The sequence below is a fragment of the Klebsiella sp. WP4-W18-ESBL-05 genome (assembly GCF_014169075.1).
Taxonomy (GTDB): domain Bacteria; phylum Pseudomonadota; class Gammaproteobacteria; order Enterobacterales; family Enterobacteriaceae; genus Kluyvera; species Kluyvera ascorbata_B.
In genome coordinates, this window is sequence record NZ_AP022057.1 from 77,302 (window position 1) to 92,277 (window position 14,976).

Annotated in this window: 11 protein-coding genes; 3 read left to right on the forward strand and 8 right to left on the reverse strand. The window is 55.8% G+C overall.

The genetic code is table 11. The features are described 5' to 3' along the window. Positions 1-3: 3 nt before the first annotated feature. The 3 genes from H7R58_RS00370 to H7R58_RS00380 form a co-directional block, all read right to left on the reverse strand. Positions 4-3,111: an efflux RND transporter permease subunit gene (locus H7R58_RS00370; protein ID WP_182929778.1), complete on the reverse strand. Its 3,108-nt coding sequence runs from the start codon at positions 3,109-3,111 to the stop codon at positions 4-6. Continuing rightward, the gene (locus H7R58_RS00375) at positions 3,111-4,232 is read right to left on the reverse strand and encodes an efflux RND transporter periplasmic adaptor subunit (RefSeq protein ID WP_182929779.1); all 1,122 of its coding nucleotides are present in this window, start codon (positions 4,230-4,232) and stop codon (positions 3,111-3,113) included. Before H7R58_RS00375 ends, H7R58_RS00370 begins: the two co-directional genes overlap by 1 nt. A 135-nt stretch (positions 4,233-4,367) precedes the next feature. Further along, on the reverse strand, positions 4,368-4,937 hold the full coding sequence (locus H7R58_RS00380; protein ID WP_106924861.1) for a TetR/AcrR family transcriptional regulator: 570 nt from the start codon (positions 4,935-4,937) through the stop codon (positions 4,368-4,370). Between the two features lie 190 nt (positions 4,938-5,127). Here H7R58_RS00380 and H7R58_RS00385 point away from each other — a divergent pair, with 190 nt between their 5' ends. Then, positions 5,128-5,544, forward strand: coding sequence for a GNAT family N-acetyltransferase (locus tag H7R58_RS00385; RefSeq protein WP_182929780.1), 417 nt, complete (start codon positions 5,128-5,130; stop codon positions 5,542-5,544). A gap of 116 nt (positions 5,545-5,660) precedes the next feature. Here H7R58_RS00385 and H7R58_RS00390 read toward each other — a convergent pair whose 3' ends face one another. Next, positions 5,661-7,175 (reverse strand): MDR family MFS transporter, encoded by a 1,515-nt coding sequence (locus H7R58_RS00390; RefSeq protein ID WP_106925175.1) that lies wholly within the window; start codon positions 7,173-7,175, stop codon positions 5,661-5,663. A 79-nt stretch (positions 7,176-7,254) separates the two neighbouring features. Here H7R58_RS00390 and H7R58_RS00395 point away from each other — a divergent pair, with 79 nt between their 5' ends. Continuing rightward, positions 7,255-7,926: a TetR/AcrR family transcriptional regulator gene (locus tag H7R58_RS00395; protein WP_182929781.1), complete on the forward strand. Its 672-nt coding sequence runs from the start codon at positions 7,255-7,257 to the stop codon at positions 7,924-7,926. 63 nt (positions 7,927-7,989) lie between these two features. Here the strand turns inward: H7R58_RS00395 and H7R58_RS00400 are convergent, their stop codons facing one another. The 4 genes from H7R58_RS00400 to H7R58_RS00415 form a co-directional block, all read right to left on the reverse strand. Further along, positions 7,990-9,387: a glycoside hydrolase family 1 protein gene (locus H7R58_RS00400; protein WP_106924864.1), complete on the reverse strand. Its 1,398-nt coding sequence runs from the start codon at positions 9,385-9,387 to the stop codon at positions 7,990-7,992. A gap of 50 nt (positions 9,388-9,437) precedes the next feature. Further along, positions 9,438-11,630 carry a CBM35 domain-containing protein gene (locus H7R58_RS00405; protein ID WP_106924865.1) on the reverse strand — a complete coding sequence of 731 codons (2,193 nt, stop codon included), beginning with the start codon at positions 11,628-11,630 and terminating at the stop codon, positions 9,438-9,440. 11 nt (positions 11,631-11,641) lie between these two features. Next, positions 11,642-12,976 (reverse strand): maltoporin, encoded by a 1,335-nt coding sequence (locus H7R58_RS00410; RefSeq protein WP_106924866.1) that lies wholly within the window; start codon positions 12,974-12,976, stop codon positions 11,642-11,644. Between the two features lie 245 nt (positions 12,977-13,221). Continuing rightward, on the reverse strand, positions 13,222-14,481 hold the full coding sequence (locus H7R58_RS00415; protein WP_106924867.1) for a PTS sugar transporter subunit IIC: 1,260 nt from the start codon (positions 14,479-14,481) through the stop codon (positions 13,222-13,224). A 176-nt stretch (positions 14,482-14,657) separates the two neighbouring features. Between H7R58_RS00415 and H7R58_RS00420 the strand changes: the two genes are divergently transcribed. After that, positions 14,658-14,972 carry a PTS sugar transporter subunit IIB gene (locus H7R58_RS00420; protein WP_106924868.1) on the forward strand — a complete coding sequence of 105 codons (315 nt, stop codon included), beginning with the start codon at positions 14,658-14,660 and terminating at the stop codon, positions 14,970-14,972. Positions 14,973-14,976 lie beyond the last annotated feature (4 nt).

Consider the following 14,976-nt stretch of genomic DNA (forward strand, 5'->3'; position numbering starts at 1 on the left):
AACTTACTCCAGACGGCTGCGTTTACCGGCGAACAGACGTTTCACCAGCACAAAGAACAGAGGAACAAAGAAAATTGCCAGCAGGGTTGCCGTAAGCGTCCCGCCGATAATCCCGGTACCGATGGCAATACGGCTGTTAGCACCCACACCGGTCGCCACCGCTAGCGGCATGACCCCGGCGATAAACGCCAGCGAGGTCATGATGATCGGACGCAAACGGGTCTGCGCTGCACGCAGCGCAGCGCGGGAAAGCGAATAGCCCTCCGCCACCGCGGCTTCGGCGAACTCGACGATCAGAATGGCGTTTTTCGATGACAGCCCGATGGTGGTTAATAGCGCCACCTGGAAGTAGACATCATTGCTCAGGTCACGCATCCATGCGGCCAGCGCCGCGCCCAGCAGGCCGAGCGGGATAACCATGATGACCGAAATTGGCACCGACCAGCTTTCATACAGCGCCGCCAGGCACAGGAACACCACCAGAATGGAAATGGCATACAGGCTCATCGCCTGGCCGCTGGCCAGTTTTTCCTGCAACGACAGTCCGCTCCAGGCCCAGGTGGAGCCCGCCGGCAGGTTATTGGCCAGGTTTTCCATGGTGGTCATCGCGGTACCGGAACTGGCGCCGGTGGCGTTTTCGCCCTGGATTTCATAGGCCGCCGCGCCGTTGTAGCGCACCAGGCTTTCCGGGCCGTATTCCCAGCGGGTCGTGGCAAAAGCGGAGAACGGCGTCATGCTGTTATCGCTGCCGCGCACGAACCATTTTCCGAGATCGGACGGTGAGGCGCGAGAGTCGCTATCGCCCTGGATATAGACTTTTTTCACGCGTCCGCGGTCGATAAAGTCGTTCACGTAGGTACCACCCCAGGCGCTGGAGAGCGTTGAGGTGACGTCGCTCAGCGACAGCCCCAGCGACACGGCTTTGTTGTTATCGATATCCACCTGTAGCTGTGGTGTTTGCGGCATATCGTTGGCGCGCACGGCGTGCAGAGTGGCATCCTGATTGGCTTGGCCAATCAGCTGATCGCGCATTTTCAGCAGCTCGGCACGGTCGGTGCCGCCGCTGGCCATCAGTTCAAAGGTAAAGCCGTTGCTTTGGCCGAGGCCGTCCACCGACGGTGGCGTCATCGCAAACAGCGTGGCATCGCGAATCGCCCCCAGCTCTTTGGTGGCGCGTAGGGCAATGGCCTGCGCGGTATTTTCCGCGCCTTTACGCTCGGACCAGTTTTTCAGTGAGACGAAGGCCATGCCGGCGTTCTGCCCGCTGCCGCTAAAGCTAAAGCCGTTAACCGTGAAGATAACGTCGGTGTTGGCTTTCTCTTTGTTGAGGAACCAGTCGGTTACCTGCTTGCTGACCTCGGCGGTACGTGAGTTTGTGGCCCCGGCGGGCAGAGTGTACTGCACCATGATCTCGCCCTGGTCTTCCACCGGCAGGAAGCTCCCCGGCAGTTTCCACATCGCCAGCGCCATGCCGCCGCAGATGGCTAAATAGACCACCATAACCAGCCCGGAGCGGCTCAGAGTATTGAGCACCCGGTGCTTGTATTTACGTTCAGTAGAGCCATAAAAGCGGTTAAATGCGCCGAAAAATCCTTTTTTGTGCGGCGGCGTATGTTGCAGGATTGAGCCGCACAGTGCGGGCGTAAGGGTTAACGCCACCACCACGGAGAGCATCATTGCCGAGATAATGGTGACCGAGAACTGACGGTAAATTACCCCAGTGGAACCGCCAAAGAAGGCCATCGGCAGGAACACGGCGGACAGCACCAGCGCAATGGCGACCAGCGCTCCGGAGATTTCGCCCATCGATTTTTCGGTTGCTTCCCGGGCGGGTAGCCCTTCGTCGCGCATAATACGCTCGACGTTTTCTACCACCACGATGGCGTCATCGACCAGCAGCCCTATCGCCAGCACCATGGCGAACAGCGTCAGGGTATTGATTGAGTAACCGAACAGCGCCAGCACGCCAAACGTGCCGAGCAGCACCACCGGCACCGCCAGCGCGGGGATAAGCGTCGCGCGGATGTTTTGCAGGAACAGATACATCACGCAGACCACGAGGAAGATGGCTTCAAACAGCGTTTTCACCACATCTTCGACGGAGATCTTAATAAATTCAGTGCTGTCTTTCGGGTATGCAACATCGTAGCCCTGCGGCATGTTGCGTTTGTACTCGTTGATTTTATCCTTCACCAGCGTCGCGGTGCTCAGGGCGTTAGCCCCCGGCGCTAGCATTACCGCCATACCGGCGGCCGGGTGGCCGTTCAATTTGGCGACAGCGGTGTAGTCTTCGCTGCCCATCTCGACGCGGGCGACGTCACCGACGCGCACCACCGCGCCGTTGGACTGGCTTTTAATGATGATGTCTTTGAACTGGTCGACGGTTTGCAGACGCGACTGCGCGCGCACGGTGGCGGTGAGCTGCTGGGTGTCCGGCGACGGCAGGGCGCCGATTTTACCGGCGGAAACCTGCACGTTCTGCGCTTCAATCGCGCTTTGTACGTCGGACGGCATCAGCGAATAGGAGGCCAGCTTCGCCGGGTCCATCCAGATGCGCATGGCGTATTCCGCGCCGAACACTTGCAGGCTGCCGACGCCGTCGAGACGGGCCATCGGGTCCTGCATATTGCTCACCAGCCAGTCGGCGATGTCGGAGCTGCTGGCTTTATCGGTTTTGTCGTAAACTCCCATGATCAGCAAGAAGTTGCTCTGGGATTTCACCACCGTCACGCCGGACTGCTGCACTTCGCTCGGCAGGCGGGATTCGGCCTGCTGCACTTTGTTCTGCACCTGCACCTGCGCGGTATCCGGGTCGGTACCTTGCTCAAAGGTGACGTTGATGCTTACGGAACCGTCGGAGCTGCTGGTGGAGGTAAAGTAGAGCAGGTTATCCAACCCGGTCAGCTGTTGTTCAATGACCTGGGTGACGCTGTTTTCCAGCGTTTGCGCCGATGCGCCGGTATAGGTGGCGGAGATTTTAATCGACGGCGGCGCGACGTCCGGGTATTGCGCGACCGGCAACGTTTTGATGGCCAGCATCCCGGCCAGCATAATCAGGATGGCGATAACCCAGGCGAAGACCGGGCGACGCACGAAGAAACGGGCAAACATCAGGCGTTTCCTCCGTTAGCTTTCACTTCAACCGGTTTCACCTGCTGGCCGACGGCGACTTTCGCCGTCCCTTCGACGATCAGCTTATCGCCCGCTTTCAGGCCATTGAGCACCAGCCATTTGTCGCCATAGGTGTCGCCGGTTTCCAGCGCACGCTGCTCGACCTTGTTGTCGGCGGTGACCACCAGCGCGGTGGCGTTGCCTTTTGCGTCGCGGGTGACACCCTGCTGTGGCGCCAGAATGGCATCGTTCATGATGCCTTCATCCACTTTGGCTCGTACGAACATACCCGGCAGCAGCTGATGATGCGTATTGGGGAACACGGCGCGCAGGGTCACCGACCCGGTGGATTCGTCGACGGCGACTTCGGTCAGCGCCAGGCGGCCTTTTTCGCCGTAGGTGCTGCCGTCTTCAAGCTGCAGGGTGACGCCGAGCGTATCGCTATTGGCCGCCAGCGACTGCTTACGCAGACGCAGCAGGTCGACGCTGGAGCGGGTAAGATCGACGTACATGGTATCCAGCCCACGAATGGTTGCCAGCGCCGTGGTTTGCTCGGCGGTGACCAGCGCGCCCGGCGTGACGGAGGAGATACCGATGCGCCCGGCAATAGGGGCGCTGACGGTGGTCCAGTTAAGGTTAATGCGCGCGCTCTCGAGCGCCGCTTTTTTGGACTCGACGCTGGCTTTGTCCTGCGCGCAGGTCGACTGCGCGTCGTCGGCGTCCTGGCGTGAAACGCCGTTATCCTTGACCAGTGCCGCATAACGCTGCGCCTTCTGGCAGTCGGCGACAACCAGCGCCTGCGCCTGCTTCAGCGCGGCGGCGGCTTCATTGTAAGCGGCGCGGAAGCTGGCTGGGTCAATCTGGTACAGCGCCTGGCCTGCTTTAACGTCATCGCCCTCATTAAAAAGCCGTTTCTGGATGATACCGGAAACCTGCGGGCGAACTTCCGCGCTGGCGGCGGCGGTCGTGCGTCCGGTCAGCGAGCTGACCACAGAAACGGGCTGGCTTTTTAATGTAACGATGCCGACTTCCTGCGCCGGACGTTCTGGAGAGGCGGTGGGGGCATTATCGCATCCGCTCAGGAGAAATAATGCAGCGATGGTGGTTGTGATGTATTTCATATTTTTCTCAGGGTGAACGACACCCTTCTCGCCCAATAGGGGGGAGAATGACAGGTGCGAAAAAGCCTGCGTCTCCGGAGGTCCGGAAACAACAAAAGGGGGATGAAATATCCCCTGGTTTCTAAATGAAATTAATTATTTTGCAGTGACGAGCATATTAATAATTTCCTGATAGATTTTTTCCATTTCGTCAGAGGCCACCTGTTGGGGGATCTGACGACGATAAATGGTGCCTTCCACCATCACCGCCATGACCTCGACGCAGCAGCGAATACGCGTTTCGCTCAGCGCGGGATAGGCTTTGCGCAGATGCTCGCAGGCGTTGTTAAACATGCGCTCATCGGCCTCTTGCAGCCAGGCGGCAACCTGCGGATTACGGGTGGCTTCAGCGGACATCTCCAGCATCAGCGCATCGTCATCTTCGCTCAGCGTCATGCGCCACGCCAGCATGTGCGGCATCAGATGGGTCTGGGTTTTGCCTTCCATCTCGGCGATGCGGTGGTCGATAATCCGGCGGATCATCTCTTCAATAATGGCATCTTTGTTACTGAAATAACGGTAGATTTGCCCGACGCTGAGCTTCGCTTCAGCGGCAATTTGCGACATGCTGGCAGCGTGAAAACCGCTGTTGCGAAAGCAGCGGCGGGCAGCGGCGATGATATCGTCCTGGCGGGCTTTTTGCCTGGCTTCCAGCTTGCTGGTCATGCGCGTCTCCGTGAGGGTTAAGAGTGAGAATGATCGTTCTCATTTCTGCCCATTATACGTAGCTCGCGCATGATGAGAAGCATTTTCTTCATGCCATTTTTTCTTTTTTAATTGGTACAAAAAATAATGGAGAAAAAAAGAATTTTTTGTGAAATAAATAAGGGAAGACAATAAAAATAATGGAGAAGATATGCCTTTTGTTATTAAAGAAATTATTACGCAGGAAGATAAAGACGAGTTAATCACCGGGCTACGTGCCTATAACCGCCAGTTTATCGATGCCACCGGATGGGGCGATATTTGCGTATACCTGCGCGATGAACAGGAAGTGATGCGCGGCGGCCTGATAGGCCAGCGTAAAGGCGACTGGCTCAGCATCGACTATCTGTGGGTGTGTGACACCGTGCGCGGTGAAGGGGTCGGCAGCGAGATTATCAAGCGTGCAGAGGATCTTGCGCGCGAGAAAGGCTGCAAATATGCGCTGGTGGATACCATTAGCTTCCAGGCGCTGCCGTTTTATCAGAAGCAGGGTTATACGCTGAAAACGACGCTGGACGATTTCCCGCTGACGGGAATGCAGCGCCATTACCTGACGAAAACGCTGTGAGCGTTGCCGGATGGCGCTGCGCTTATCCGGCCTACGGGACGGTGCGGGGGGATGGTGTTTATCCGGTCTACAAAACGGAGTAGGCCGGATAAGGCGTAGCCGCCATCCGGCATCGGCTACTCGCGCCCGGTTTTCAGCGGCGCTTCTTTTAACAACCACGACAGCGCGAAAGCCAGCACCATAATGCAGGCCGCCATCATAAACGCCGCGTGAATCGCCGAACCGAATGCGGTGAGGTAATCCGTGCGAATGGCCTCAGGAAGCTGGTGAATGGCCACCGGGTTCATCCCCGGAGGAATAGCCGCCCCTTCCGGTAACAGGCTGGTCAGCCGTGATTGTAGCACCGAGGTAAACACCGCGCCAAACAGCGCCACGCCAATGGAACCGCCAATCGAGCGGAATAGCGTGACCCCGGAGGTGGCGACGCCGTAGAGGTTCGCGCTGACCGAGTTTTGTACCGCCAGCACCAGCACCTGCATCACCAGCCCAAGACCCATACCCAGCACGGCGGTAAACAGATACAGCTGCCAGGTCGGCGAGGTCAGGGTAATCCGCGTTAGCAACAGCATGCCAATAAAGCCCATCAGCGTGCCAACAATGGGATAGAGGCGATATTTTCCGGTACGGCTAATCGCTCTACCGCTGATAATCGAGGTCAGCAGCAACCCGCCCATCAGCGGAATTAATTGCAGCCCGGCCTCGGTTGGCGTGGCGTTCTTCACCACCTGCAGGTAAAGCGGCAGGAAGGTGATCGAGCCAAACAGCGACATACCGATGATAAAGCCAATCAAGCTGCACAGCAGGAAGCTACGATTGCGGAACAGCGACAGCGGGATTATCGGCTCCCACGCCAGCCGTTCCTCATAAATAAACCCGGCAATGCCGATAAGCCCAAAGGCGAGGATGCACCAGAGCTGCGGGTCGCTCCAGGCGCGAACCGTGCCGCCTTCGGTCGTAAACAGGATGATGCTCACCAGCGCCATCGTCAGGTACAGCGCGCCCAGCCAGTCGATTTCATGCTGGCTGCGTTTGTTGCTGGAGTGGAATACGGCACCGATGACAAACAGCGCGAACAGCCCCAGCGGCAGGTTGATGTAGAAAATCCAGCGCCACGAGGCGTGCTGGACAATAAAGCCGCCAATCAGCGGGCCGATAACCGTCGCCAGGCCAAACACGCCGCCGAATAGCCCCTGATAGCGCCCGCGTTCGGCGGGCGGAATGACGTCGGCCACGGCCGCCATGCTAATGACCATCAGCCCGCCGCCGCCCAGTCCTTGCAGCGCACGCATGAGTACCAACTGGGTCATATTTTGCGCCAGCCCGCACAGTGCGGAGCCCACGAGAAACAGCACGATCGCGATTTGTAGCACCCGCTTGCGGCCAAACAGATCGCCAAACTTGCCGTACAGCGGTACCACAATCGTGGAAGTCAGGATGTAAGCCGTGACCACCCACGACAGCTTGTCGAGGCCGCCCAGCTCGCCGACAATGGTCGGCAGCGCGGTCGAGACAATGGTCTGGTCGAGCGCGGAGAGCAGCATCACCAACAGCAGCGCGCTGAACAGCAAACGGATTGAGGTGACGCCAGTCGGTTGCACGGGCTGTGCGTTCGTCGTTGTATCGGACGCCATCATGTTCTCACTTGAAATTAATTAAATGCATAATTAATATTTATTGAAGATCGTTAAGTGGTCAAGGGATCCCGTTTCTATGCCAGCACAAAAAGACAATCTCAAACCGCGTAAGCCTGGGCGTCCGCGCGGCAGTAAGCCGAATACCGCGAACCGCGAACAGCTTATCAATATTGCGCTGCGTCTGTTTTCTCAGCAGGGCATTGCGCGCACGTCGCTGAACGCGATTGCCCGGGAGGCGGGAGTCACGCCGGCGATGCTGCACTACTACTTCAATTCACGAGAGCAATTGCTCGATGTGATGATCGAAGAGCGGTTTTTGCCGCTACGCGCCAGAATCAGCGGTGTGTTTGGCGATTATCCCGATGAACCGGTGAAGGCGCTGACTGAAATGGTCAGAACGCTGGCGGCCATCGTGGCGCAGTATGAATGGTTTGCCCCGCTGTGGATGCAGGAAGTCATTGGCGAGATGCCGGTGCTGCGCCAGCATTTACACGAGCGTTTTGGTGACGACAAATATCACGCCACGTTGGCGATGGTGAAACGCTGGCAGGCCGAGGGGAAAATCAACCCGCACCTGAGCGCGGAGCTGCTGTTCACCACGCTATTAAGCCTGGTGCTGGTGCCGTTTTCCCGGATGCGTAACGACGAACGATTGGCGAGGCTGACACCAGAGCAAATTGTCAGCAACTCGCTTGCGGTGCTGTTGCAGGGGATTGGCCCGGCGTCGTGTGGTTCGTCGGCCCGATAAGCGGAGCGCCATCGGGCACGATACGGCACATTGCCGGATGGCGGCATAAACGTCTTATCCGGCCTACCTGAGGCTGAACTGGTTACTTTCCGCCAACGCTTTAAACCACAGTCCGTTGCGCTTAATCTGCCGCTCTCCGGTTTCAAGATCGAGACGGTAGAACCCGTAGCGGCGCTTGAACGAATTAAGCCACGACCAGTTGTCGATGAATGTCCACTGATGCACGCCGAAACAGTTTGCCCCGTCGGCGATCGCGCGGTGTAGCTGCACCAGATGCTCTTCCATCAGGCCAATACGGAAACCATCGTCAATCACGCCGTCCGCCTGCACCGGGCCTTCGGATTGCAGATCCATCGCGATACCGATTTCGGCGAGATACCACTTAATATTGCCGTAATTGTCGCGGATATTGGCGGCAATGTCGTAAATTGCCTGCGGGTGAATTTCGTTGTTATCGCGGTACGGATTGAAGCGGCCGTGCGGGTCTACGTAGTTTTCGAAGTAATACTCCGGCGAGAAATAGTCGAGGGTGTACGGCGTTTCGCGCGCCTGTACGCGACGCGGCACGTAGTAGTTCACGCCGAGGAAGTCGATGCGCGAGTCGGTAATCAGCGAAACCTCTTCTTTGCTGGTTTCCGGCAGGCAGTTATGTAGCGCCAGCAGTTCACACAGTTCCTTCGGGAACTGGTGTTTCACCAGTGGGTCGAGGAAGCTGCGGTTGAACAACAAATCGGCGTACCACGCCGCTTTTTTATCTTCCGCTGAGTCGCTGCGGGTATAGGATGGCGTCAGGTTCAGCACCACGCCGATTTCACCCGGCAACTGCTGTTCACGGTAGCATTGCACCGCTTTCGCGTGTGCCAGCATGATGTTGAACGCCACCTGCGCGGCCAGCTTGCCGTCCTTTTTGCATGGGTAGTGGAAGTCGTACAGATAGCCGCCTTCGACCGGCACAATCGGCTCGTTGAAGGTGATCCAGTATTTTATTTTATGGCCGAACAGGCGAAACGCCGTGGCGGCAAAGCGGGCGAACAGATCGGTAACGTGTTTTGACTCGAACCCACCGTAGCGATTTTGCAAACCCTCCGGCATATCAAAATGATAGAGGTTGACCATCGGTTCGATGCCGTTGGCGATCATTTCGTCGAAATAGGCGTTATAGAAGCGTACCGCTTCTGCATTCGGTTCACCGGTTTCCAGATCGTCAATCAGACGGGACCACTGAATGGAGGTGCGAAATGAATTGAAGCCAATATGTTTCATCAACGCGACGTCTTCTTTGTAACGATGCAGCGTATTGCAGACCGTCCCGGGACCAATTTCCCGGTAGAAACGCTCCGGCTGCGCGGCGTGCCAGCTGTCCCAGATAGAACGATGAGGCTTGCCTTCTGCGCCTTCAGTTTGCGGGCCAGAGGCGGCCGCGCCCCAGAAGAAGTGGTTTGGAAACGCATAAGTGGTCATTTAATCTCCTGAAAAATAAAAAACTGCGCCGCTGGCGGCGCAGCAAATCGCTACTCAGCCTTCACCTGAATGGCTTTAATAAAAACATAACCCCAATCACCAGGGAATTTCCCCAGGCTAATGGTGTTTTCACCCTGTTTAAGATGCACCGACAGAGTTAAGCGCTGGCCGTGTTCGTCGGTTTGCGGAAACTCAATCTGAATCGGTTTGTCACTGTTGATTTGCACCGAGTTTTTCTTAGTGCCCCATTTTGCATTGAAGTCGAGGTGCAGCTGGTAATGGCCGTCCCACGGCGCGACAACCTGCCAACTGACTTTATCGCCATCGTTAGCAAAGGGACCGAGGAAGCCATCTTCACCGGTTGTCAGTTCATTTTCCGCGCTCTTGATCACCGTTTTCTGGCTCTGCGAAAGACCCAGTGGCTGGCTGTCAAAATGGCAGAAATCCGCGGGCGCTGGTGCCGTGGCGGTCGTGACGTCAACGGTCATCGTTTTGCTGCTTTTCAGCAGACCATCGTCGGCGGTAAACGTCAGTTGGTAGGTGCCCGGCGTCGGGAACCAGGCGCGCGTAGCGGCCTTATCCGCATGGCAGAAATGCGCGCGTTTTTTACCGGTGCTGGTCCATTTCTCGCTGACCTTGCGTGACGGCAAATTGTCATCCTGCCACTGCGCATTGAGGCTCAGCCCGTTATTTTGCGTAGTGGTTGCCTTGTCGCTAAGCGTAATGACCGGTGCGTGGTTTTTCTGCGTATGGGTGACGCCAATAACATTGGATGGCGTGGACTGTCCCGATTCATTTTTTGCGATAACCCGGTAGTAATAGGTTTTACCAAGCGTGAGCGAGGCATAGTCATCGCTGAACAGATCCATGGTTGCCGGGTTCCATTCCTGCATGCCATCAGAAATATTGTGCCCAACGACGGTCCACGGACCGGTTTTCGACTCCGCGCGTTCTACGTCATAGCTGCGGCCGACGGCGGCACCCATCCAGTTAATGGCGAACGGCGAAGTCGTTGCGCGCAGCTTCGGCGCATCCGGCGCAGGCAATGGGGCCATTTTTTCCTCTCCCGCCATTTGCGCGGCAGCGGTGCGCACCAGGTTAACCACCGCCGTTTCCTGATTCCCATCCCCCTGCGGGAAGCCTGGCAGATGGTAGCTATAGTGGCCGGTGTACTCTTTATGCCAGTAGAAACCGCCGTCGTGACGATGGCCGCGGAAGCCCCATATGAATCCTCCCGCCGCTTTGGCGCCGTTGACCTCGGTATGCACAATTGACTGCATTATGTCGTTCAGTGCTTTGCTATCGAGCAGGCCAAACTCACCGACCAGATACACTTTCTTGCCGCCGATAGCGGTCAGGTCTTTCTTCACCTGATCCGGATGGTTATTACCGGCGTTGGTGTAGTAGTGGTTGCTGACGATATCGACATTGGGATCGTTTACGGAGAACGCGTTGATTTTCTTATAAGTACCGTCAACGACCAGCTGATGCGGCGCGAGTTTTTTAATCCATGCTGCCGTCTGCCTGAGGAATTCTTCATTGGTATCCTCCAGTTCGTTGCCGGTTTCCCAGGCCATAATGGCTTTTTCGTCATAGTAAGGGCGCCCGGTAATGGTGTTGGTCCGGGTAATCACCTGACGAATCACATCGAGATACGCTTTGTAGGTCTGGCTGTCTGTGCGGTAAAAATCTTCCGGTTTTTCATGGTAGAAGGCCGCCAGTTGCTCCCGACCTCCCCACCACCACCAGTGATCGATAAACGGCAAAATCAGTCGCAGACCCTGTTTGTCAGCTTCAGCAATCATGTTGTCGTATACCACCATCGCCTTCTCATTCAGGCGTGGCATACCGTCCGATGTTGTCGGAGCCAGGATGTGCGTTTCGCGCTCGCAGGCTTCATCGCTCTCCTGCTGTACGGAAAGTACATAGACGCGCTGGGCTTTTGCTCCCGTTTGCACGATGGCTTTAATCCAGTTCTCCTGTTCCTCCGGCGTCGGCCATTTAAAGTACTGGCCCCAGCCGCGCGGATCGGCTTTACACACGCCGCGGGCGTCGTTTTCAATACGATGCAGCTCCGGTGCGTGAATGCCGGCGAAGCGGAATTCTTGCTTGCCGTCCATTAGCTGTGCGCCCTGGCGCGTGATAAAGTTTTCAAAGTGCGATTGCTGTGCCGCCATGGCACCCGCGCTGCTTAGCGAGGCAATAACGAACATCAGCAGTGACTTTCTGACGGGCATTTTCATCGTCTCTCTCCTTAGAACCAGACTTCCGCCTGCACGCCAAAGTTCACCGTGTCGGTGTCGCCACTGCGGCTGTATCCACCAGCATCGATAGTGTTGGTATTCCAGTTGTAGTTACCATCGAGCGCGTCGGAAACACCTTTATCCCATTTGGCGTAAGTGACAAAGAAGCGAAGCTGTGGGCGGCTCCAGAAGCCAGAGTCGAAGGTCAGCGTTGGCGCAACGGTGATTTTAGTCAGCCCGCCTTTGCCTTTACCGTTGACGCCCTTGTAGTTGTCATCATCAAGGTACTCATATCCCAGCTCGTACTGCATGGCGAAGTTTTTGGTGATTTGATGATACGGACGAATTCCGGCAACCCAGCTGGTGCGGCCCCAGCCGTTGTCGTCGCTGCTCCACCAGCGGTAGTTTTTATCCTTCTGCAAGTAGGCAAAGGTTGAGACTTCGACGTTCCCCATAGATGCCAGGCTGTCGAGCACGATACGCCATGACTGGGTGTCTTCAAGATTGGCCCAGCCCCAGCCGTTTTTGCCCAGCGAGTCGCCTGCCGCCAGACCGCGTCCATATTGCATCACCAGTTTGGAATAGCCGCCCGTCAGACCCCAGAAACCGTCAAAGTTATAGACGCCGGTTACGCCGTAGCCTTTCTCTGCGGAAGTTGGGTGGTTTTCGTTGCGGTTCATGCGGTGGCCGATCAGCTCAAGATCCAGACCTGTGCCGGCGATCTTTTTAAACCACAGGTTAAGCGAATAGTCGTCCGGGTAGCCCTGATCGCCTTTATCGACAGGGTAGGCTTTGGTTTCATCGGTCGGTGAGAAGGCGTAAACCCCGGCGTCGAAGCGCGCGAAGCCCAAATCCATGTTGTCGAAGCCACCGCCGGTCCCGTTGTACTGAATGTACTCCCAGTCAAACTGGTGGCTGGAGGTGTTGGAGCTGCTGTAACGTTTGCCGCCCCAGAAGGTCATTTCCGGTGCGAAGTCGAGGTTGCTTAGCTCGGCATACCCTTCCCGGAACTGCACGTCGTGGCCATCGTCATCCTGGCAGTTCCAGTCAGAGGTGCATTTGCTCTGGTGAGTGATATTGGCCTGAATTTTTGCCACCGCACCGGAGTCAGACTTCAGGGTAACGGTCGGTATCAACTCAATTTTGGTGTCTTCTTCGTTGCCCAGACGCCATTTCCCGTCCGGCATCAACCCGACGGAATCGACGCGGTTGCCATCCGAGTTTGCCAGGATGCCAGAGCGCATATAGCCGTGGAGCTGAAAGTCATATTTTTCTGCATGTGCCAGACCGCTTGTGGCGATGTTGATCAGTATAGCCAGAGGTATCAATCGGTTAAGTCGTTTCATTGTTCGCTTTTCCCTTTTATTTTTGTACGCAATAGCGCTTTTGTTAATGCGATGGGAAATTTACGGTTCAAAAATGGAAATGTACATCCGTAAACGGAAAGCGCTTTCCATAATTGCCGGATCAAATCACAGATCCGGAGATTGTTCACTTGAAAGCGTGATGTTGATCGACTTTTTCTCTGAGAGCTAAAAAAAAGCCAGCGCTTGCATGGCGCTGGCAAGAGAAAAACTGTGAAAGAGATCGATTAGCGGGATTCAGATTCCGCCAGTTGCCGTTCATAAACGTTGAAAAACGGACGGTATATCATCCACGCATTGAAGAAGGCGAACAGGCACATAAACATATTTTTCCAGCTGCCGTTTGCCGACCAGGCCGCACCCAGCGGTGAAGGCATTGACCAGGGTAGCATTGCCACGGCGCGATCGAGCACGCCAAGGTGTGTCAGATACCAGGCAAGGCAAGCGTTAATCAGTGGAACACCAATAAAGGGTATTAAAAATAGTGGGTTAAGTATGATCGGAAAGCCGAAAAGAATCGGCTCATTAATATTAAATAGCGAGGGGATCAGGCCAATTTTACCTACGCTTTTGAGCTGGCGAGAACGGCTGCGCAGCGCCATAAACACCAGCGGCAGCGTAGAGCCAATACCGCCAATGAGCAGATAAAAATCCCAGAACCCCTGCAGATAAATATGGGGTAGTGGTGTAATTCCATTCGCGAGTGCCTGCTGATTTTCAAACAGATAAGTCATCCAGAATGGATTCATGATGCCGGTGACGATAAGCGCACCGTGGATCCCGACAAACCACAGTACGTTGCAGATAAGCAGGGAGATCAACAGCGCGGTCAGCGTATCGGATGCGATGATCAGTGGACGCAGCGCTTCGCTGATGAGCTCCGGCAAAATCATGCCGGTATTCAGCTTCAGCCCGGCATTCATCACCGTGATGGAGAGCATGATCACAAGCAGCGGCGCCAGCAGCTGAAAGCCGTTGCGGGTCATGATCGGCACTTCATCCGGCAGGCGAATACACCAGCCTTTGCGGTAAAAAAATCGAATCACCTCGACGGAATAAAAACTTGAAACTAAAGCGCTAAATATTCCCATGCCGCCAAGAAACAGGTTGCTGCCGCCGTTATCTTTGAAGCCAATGAACAGCAGAAAAGCCAGGCATCCAGTCAAACCGGACAGCCGCTCCGGGAGCTGATACTGCTTGCCCAAGCTGGCGCTGGCACCGAAGGCGATGATCAGCGCAATCAGGCCGATTGTTAGCTCAAAAGTGGGCAGCAGCATCGGGCGGATGGCCTGATACCAAGCGCCGCTAAGGGCAAACGGCGGGAAGATCAGTGGCACCATCAGGCTGCCTACGATGACAAAGGGCATGGCCAACGCAAAGCTGTCGCGCATGGCGGTAATGTGCTGGCTGCGGGTTAAAAGATTGGCGAAAGGCGTCACGCGTTGCTCAATCAGCGTTACAGCAACATTCATAAACTGAATGTTCATGGCGAACCTTATATCGAACGGAGGTGACGGGATCATCGCCTACATCCCCGCAAAGTGAAAGCCTGCATCCGGTGATCGCGCTCACATTTAATGGATTCATAAATGGAAAGCGCTTTCCGTTTTGTTTCCTCCTGATTATAGTCCGCTCATCGTTATGACTCAGTCAGGAGTTTTCCATGAAGAAAATCATGCTTTGCTGTTCCGCTGGGATGTCTACCAGTCTGCTGGTTAAAAAAATGGTGGAAGAGGCGGGTAAACGCGGTCTGGACGTCGATATCAAGGCTTTTGGCGTGGCTGAATTTGAGCAGCAGGTCGGCCATTATCAGGTCGTGCTGTTGGGGCCGCAGGTGAAGTACATGCAGAAAGATTTACAGCAGAAAGCCAACGCCTACGGCATCAAAGTCGAGCCTATCAACATGATGGATTACGGCATGCAGAAAGGTGGTGCGGTTTTAGATTTTGCCCTGTCATTAATAAATAACAATAACTAAGGGA

Coding starts and splice junctions, on each gene's coding strand:
- H7R58_RS00370 (WP_182929778.1), bottom strand. CDS start 3,111: ATGTTTGCCCGTTTCTTCGTGCGTCGCCCGGTCTTCGCCTGGGTTATC.
- H7R58_RS00375 (WP_182929779.1), bottom strand. CDS start 4,232: ATGAAATACATCACAACCACCATCGCTGCATTATTTCTCCTGAGCGGA.
- H7R58_RS00380 (WP_106924861.1), bottom strand. CDS start 4,937: ATGACCAGCAAGCTGGAAGCCAGGCAAAAAGCCCGCCAGGACGATATC.
- H7R58_RS00385 (WP_182929780.1), top strand. CDS start 5,128: ATGCCTTTTGTTATTAAAGAAATTATTACGCAGGAAGATAAAGACGAG.
- H7R58_RS00390 (WP_106925175.1), bottom strand. CDS start 7,175: ATGGCGTCCGATACAACGACGAACGCACAGCCCGTGCAACCGACTGGC.
- H7R58_RS00395 (WP_182929781.1), top strand. CDS start 7,255: ATGCCAGCACAAAAAGACAATCTCAAACCGCGTAAGCCTGGGCGTCCG.
- H7R58_RS00400 (WP_106924864.1), bottom strand. CDS start 9,387: ATGACCACTTATGCGTTTCCAAACCACTTCTTCTGGGGCGCGGCCGCC.
- H7R58_RS00405 (WP_106924865.1), bottom strand. CDS start 11,630: ATGAAAATGCCCGTCAGAAAGTCACTGCTGATGTTCGTTATTGCCTCG.
- H7R58_RS00410 (WP_106924866.1), bottom strand. CDS start 12,976: ATGAAACGACTTAACCGATTGATACCTCTGGCTATACTGATCAACATC.
- H7R58_RS00415 (WP_106924867.1), bottom strand. CDS start 14,481: ATGAACATTCAGTTTATGAATGTTGCTGTAACGCTGATTGAGCAACGC.
- H7R58_RS00420 (WP_106924868.1), top strand. CDS start 14,658: ATGAAGAAAATCATGCTTTGCTGTTCCGCTGGGATGTCTACCAGTCTG.